We start from the raw sequence: 5454 nt of genomic DNA on the forward strand, positions 1-5454 counted from the left end.
TGCACAGTTGGCGCTGTCATATGAGTCAGGCCTCACTCATATGAGTTAGGTCGTCTTCGAGCCCCTCCGGGTAGACCCAGACGGCGGGGTTTTCGACCTGCAGGCAGAGCCCGGATTGGGGGCACTTGAAGTGGCTGGGCAGGACCTGACGGACCTCGGTGGTGACCTCGCCGGTGGCCGGATCGATCTCCTCGACGGGCGCGCCGAACTGCATGCCCTCGACGCAGAGGTAGCCGAACCGCGACCGGGTGACGGGGAAGCCGAATCCAGAGGGGTCGCGCAGGAACTTCACGTAGCCCTTGGTCGCCAGCACGCTGAGGCGCTCGCGGATCGTGTGCTTGCTGCCCAGACCGCCCCGGTTCTCGAAGGTCTCGGCGAACTGCATCGCGGTGTACAGGCGCTCGCTCGCCGCCTCATCCAGCAACATGCCGAGGATGACGTCGTGCTTGCGCAGCCGTTCGGCATCGAGTTTGGCGCCGACCTCCTTGCGCACCAGGCGCTCGTTCAGCGGGTTAAGCTCGACCCATTCGCCCTTCATCTTGTCGATCAGCTTGCCCGGCAGCGCGGGGCCGTTCCGCAATTCGATCTCCAGCCTGCGGACGCTGCTGTCCTCGTCGGGCCGGTGCATGAGCAGCCCGGAGGTGTAGAAACCCCGCAGCGCGCTGGCGCCGGAGAGGGCGAGGAAGGGATCGTCCTTGACCTGATGCTTGGTGGCCTTGCGGGTGTGGTGGGCGAGGATGACGCCCGCGTCCGGATTGACCGCCTCGCGCAAGAGCTCCACCCGGTCTTTCAGGAAGAACATCATGGCGGTGTTGTCGTTCTCGCCGCCGCCCTCAGGGCCGCCATCGAAGAGGTTGCGGATCGGGTCGATGACGATGATGTCGGGCGGCGCGTCCGGGAATGCGGCCCGGATCGCCTCCGCCACACGGGCGACGCCTTCCGCGTCGAGCAGTAGCTTCAGCTTCGGCGTGGCGATGAAGGTGTCGCGCGCGGCGGCGATCACGGCGGCAGGCAGCGCGATCTGCTGCATGCGCTCGCGCAGATAGTGATACTGGATCTCGGCCTGCAGATAGAACACGCGCAGCGGCCGGGGCGGCGTGAAGCCGAGGAACGGCACGCCAGCGGCCATGTGCACGAGCCATGAGATCAGGAAGTCGCTCTTGCCGACCTTGGGCGCCCCGCCCAGCACCAGGAGACCGCCTGGCGTCAGCACGCGCGGCCCGATGACGTCCTCGGGCATGGGGCTCGTGTCGTCGAGCAGAGCGCCGAGGCTGAAGGTAGGCAGCGGGCTGGCCGGGGCATCGACATGGGCCGCGCGCAGGAGCGGCGGGCCGTTGCGCTTCACATGCAGCTCCCAGAGGCGTTCGGACTCGGCCATCAGCCGATCGAGCGGCCAGGACGGGCGCAGCATGGCGGCGTTGTAGCCGCAGATCGCCTCCCAGCCCGCGAACGGGTCGAGGCGGCCCTCGTGCACCAGGCGCACGTAATAGCCGATGGCGGCGCTGGCCCCCTGGAACCGGGACCAGTCGTCGACCGCGCCTTCGCGCACCGGCGTGGTGAGCACCGCGTCGATGCCGGGCTTGGCCTGCGGGGCCGAAACGTCGCTGGCGAAGCCCACGCCTGGCAGCGGCGGCATCTCGGCGACCCGTTCGGCGAAATCCGCAAGATCCACCTCAACGTCGCGATGTTCGCGGATCTGCACGAGGCGTTGATGGCCGTGCTTGTGATAGACGGTGCCTGGCACCCGGATCGGCTGGTGCGCCGAGCGGAAATGCGTGTCGCCGCCGACCTTCACGGCGATCTCGCCGCGCAGGCGGCAGAGGGTGGCCAGGTCCTCACCTTCGACGGGTTCGGTCAGTTTCCACCAGACATGGAGCTTGGCCGCACCCTCGGGCGTCCGCCCACCGCTCTCGATGATCAGCGAGGGCGTGCCGAGGTGGCGGGTGACATGGTCCAGCTTGGCCGGGATGTCGCCTGCGTCGAGATCGACGACGATGGCCTGCATCTGCAGCACATCGGCGGCGCGGGCCTGACCCTGCTCCTCGACCGTGCCGGGGATGACATAGACGGCGGCGCCCTCGCGATTGGCCCATGCGGCAAAGGTCGCGAGCTTGTCGGGCGCGGTGTCGTCGGCGGGGATCCAGATGTTGTGCGGCTTGCCGTCCCGGCCCTGACCCTTGTCGACGAAGCCGCGCAGCGGGATCAGCCCCTCGCACCAGCTGAACACGGTGTCTAGGAAGATGGCGATCTGCTCGCGGTCGGGGTCGCAGCCGAACGGGTTCTCGGACGGCGGGCCGTCGTTGAAGTCCATCCACGGGTTGAAATGCAGGATGCCGTCGTCGCTCATGCCGGCAGCCTCCAGCAGCGCTCGGACCAGGGGCAGAAGCGGCATTCGAAGAAGTCGGGCGTGGTGGCGACGCGCGGCAGCAGCTCGCCCGCATCGGTCGCCTGCAGGATCCGCACGCCCCGGTCGGACATGCGCTGCGCGAGATCGGCGTCGAAAGGCACCAGTTCGTGGTGCATCTCGGCCGTGTCCTTGTTGATCGCGGTGAACACGGCGGGCGCGGCGCTGATGCCGGGCACGCTGGTTTCCATGTAGGCCTGATAGACCGCGATCTGGGCGGCATAGACCGGCTTCGACTTGCTCACGCCGTCCTTGACGCAGGCGCGCCAGTTCTTGGCGTTCATGGTCTTGCATTCCCAGAGCGCGGGAACAGCGAGACCGAAGCCTTCGGGCCCGGCCGCGATGATGCCGTCGACATGACCGCGGATGCGTCCGCCCGCGACGGAGAACCCGAACTGGCCGCCATCGGGCCGGTTGCCCTTGCGGGTGTAGAGGTCGAAGCCCGCGCCGCGCAGCCAGGCGACGGCCAGATCCTCGAGCGCATGGCCGATGGCGAAGATGCGCAGCGACTGGCCGCTGAAATCCTGGCCCTCGTCCTTCGGCGTCGCCGTGAACTCGAACTGCAGGGCGCGCTCGCAGGCATGGCCGAGACGTGAGCCGCCGAGGTAGTCGCGGGGCGGCCGCGTCGCCTGATCGGCGGTCAGCGCCCGGTCGACCGCGGCGTTGACCCGCTCTGCGAAACTCGGCCGGTGATTGTAATCGAGGGTCAAAACGGCACCTCCGGCGTCTGCGCCCGGGCGATGTCGGACATGGCCTCGCGGAAGCCCTCGACGGCTTCCTCAATTAGCGCGCGCACCTGCGCCTCGGTCAGATCGGCAAGCGGGGTGGCCCAGCCGATCTCGTCCATCAGCAGCGCCACGCGCTTCATGGAGGCGGTGATTGCGGCGCGCTCTTCCTCGGTCAGGTCAACCATGGCGAAACGCTCCCGCGCCAAACGCGTCCAGAAGGACTGGCAGGGCATCGAGCAGAACCAGACCGAAGGCCGGGGCTGCTTCGACCGGTGCGGATCGAACCAGCCAAAGCCACGGGTGGGTTGCCGGCAGACAGCACAGAGCGTTCCACGCGGATGCCAGAGCCGCCGCCGGTCCTCGGCCGTGATGGGGATGACGGAGGCCATGGGTCATGCCGCCCTCCGTTCGGGCCGGGCGGCCGTGTCGATCAGCTGGCGGATGGCGCGCTTGTTGAAGCCGAAGGTCATCAGCGCCGAGGCGCGGTAGCGCGTCAGGCCGAAGTCGTGGCGGCACTCGGGCGGCAGGTATTGCAACTGCTTCTCGGTCGGCGGCTGGCGCAGCCAGGAGCGGGTCTTGAAGGCGCTCTCGTCGGTCTCGTGGGTGTTCAGCCAGTCGTCGGCCTGCGCGAGGCAGACGGTGCGTTCGCCGACACCCAACAGGTGGGGGCGTTCGCCCTTCGCCCCGCCGATGGCGTACCAGACCCCGTCCAGCCAGAAGATGCCGCCCCAGGCTGCGAAGCCCGTGGCCATCAGCGCGTCGTCCGTGCCGTAGAGGTCGACCCACGCGAAGCTGGATCGCTTCAGCAGGTCGATCTCCGTCATCAGGAAGCCCGAGAGCGGCGCGGCGGCGCCGCCTTCGCCTGCATCCAGATCCTCCCGCGGGAACGCCTCACCGCAGAGCGGGCATTCGGTGGCGGCCAGGGGGATCTCCGCCTCGCAGGCAGGACAGGTCTTCGTCGGCGCCTCTCCAGCTTCGGTCTTGCCGTCGAGATCGACATCCTGCTCCAGCGTGCCGTGGATCAGGCTCGAGGTGCCGAAATCCAGCACGACGCAGTCGGTCTTGACGATGCCGGGATGTTCCTCGGGATCGACGGTGCGCAAGCCGCGTCCGACCATCTGGATCATCGTGGACTTGTAGGAACTCGGCCGCAGCAGCACGACGCAGGAAGTGGGCGGATGGTCCCAGCCCTCGGTCAGCACCGCCACGTTGACGATGACGCGGATGTCGCCCGCCGCGTAGTCGGCGAGGATCGCCTTGCGGGTCTCGGCCGCCAGATCGCCGTGGATCAGCGCGGCGGAAACGCCCGCCGCCCTGAAGGCGTCGGTCACATGCTCTGCGTGGGCGACGGTGGAGCAGAACACCACGGTCTGCCGTTCGCCCGCCTTCTCCTTCCAGTGCCGGATCACTTCGTCCGTGACGGGGGCGCGGTCCATGATGCCCGCCACCTCCGCCATGTCGAAATCCGACATGGTCTTGCGGACCGAGCGCAACTCGTCCTGCACGCCCACATCGATGACGAAGGTGCGCGGCGGCACGAGATGGCCCGAGGAAATCAGTTCGCCCAGCCGCACCTGGTCGGCGACATTGTCGAAGACCTCGCGCAGGCCCTTCCTGTCGCCCCGGTTCGGCGTCGCCGTGACCCCGAAGATGCGGGCGTCGGGATTGGCCGCGCGTACGCGGTCGATGATGCGGCGGTAGCTGTCGGCGACGGCATGGTGCGCCTCGTCGACGACCAGCAGGTCGAGGCGCGGCATGTCCGCGAGGTTCGAAGCCCGCGCCAGCGTAGGCACCATGGCGAAGGCGACCTGGCCGCCCCAGGACTTCTCCGTGGCGTCGATGACCGATGTGGCGACGCCCGGCACCACGCGCTGGAACTTGGCGCGGTTCTGGGCTGTCAGCTCGTCGCGATGGGCCAGCACGCAGGCCTTGGCGCCGTCGCCGATCATCTCGCCGGTGACCGCCGAGAGCATGATGGTCTTGCCAGCACCAGTGGGCGCCACGCCCAGCGTGTTGCCGCGGGAAGCGAGCGCAGCCACGCTGCGCTCGACGAAGGTCTTCTGGCGGGGGCGCAGGCGCATGGCCGGTCTCCCCCTTACTGCGCCCAGCTCGGCCGACCGGCGGCGCCGGGAGCGGACGCGGGCTGGCTGGGCTGGGTGGGCGTGGTGGGCTGCTGCGAGGCGTGGCCCTGCGCCGGGGCGGCGGTGAACTGCGGCGGGACCGTGCCCATCAGCGCGGCGTAGTCGCGATGGTCGGGCGTGACGGCAGCGCGGATCTCGTTCTTGTCCTCGCCGTTGGTGTCGGTGCCGATGTCGATGCGGG

General features: G+C 68.8%; 5 protein-coding genes. All 5 read right to left on the reverse strand.

The window, feature by feature from the left end; genetic code table 11:
* Positions 1-25 precede the first annotated feature (25 nt).
* Entirely contained in the window at positions 26-2392 is a 2367-nt protein-coding gene (locus tag FR728_RS19135) for an AAA family ATPase (RefSeq protein ID WP_149894340.1), read from the reverse strand.
* The gene (locus FR728_RS19140) at positions 2344-3114 is read right to left on the reverse strand and encodes a PD-(D/E)XK nuclease family protein (RefSeq protein WP_149894341.1); all 771 of its coding nucleotides are present in this window, start codon (positions 3112-3114) and stop codon (positions 2344-2346) included. The genes FR728_RS19135 and FR728_RS19140 overlap by 49 nt, the downstream gene beginning before the upstream one ends.
* Complete coding sequence (locus tag FR728_RS19480) at positions 3111-3521, reverse strand: DUF6511 domain-containing protein (protein ID WP_208998934.1); 411 nt, start codon at positions 3519-3521, stop codon at positions 3111-3113. The genes FR728_RS19140 and FR728_RS19480 overlap by 4 nt, the downstream gene beginning before the upstream one ends.
* 3 nt (positions 3522-3524) lie before the next feature.
* Positions 3525-5213, reverse strand: a complete 1689-nt coding sequence (locus FR728_RS19150) for a DEAD/DEAH box helicase (RefSeq protein WP_149894342.1) — start codon at positions 5211-5213, stop codon at positions 3525-3527.
* Between the two features lie 14 nt (positions 5214-5227).
* A partial coding sequence (locus FR728_RS19155) for a hypothetical protein (RefSeq protein WP_208998935.1) occupies positions 5228-5454 on the reverse strand: 227 nt, incomplete at its 5' end.

Origin of the sequence: Roseibium aestuarii (genome assembly GCF_008477545.1) — a bacterium.
Lineage (GTDB): Bacteria > Pseudomonadota > Alphaproteobacteria > Rhizobiales > Stappiaceae > Roseibium > Roseibium aestuarii.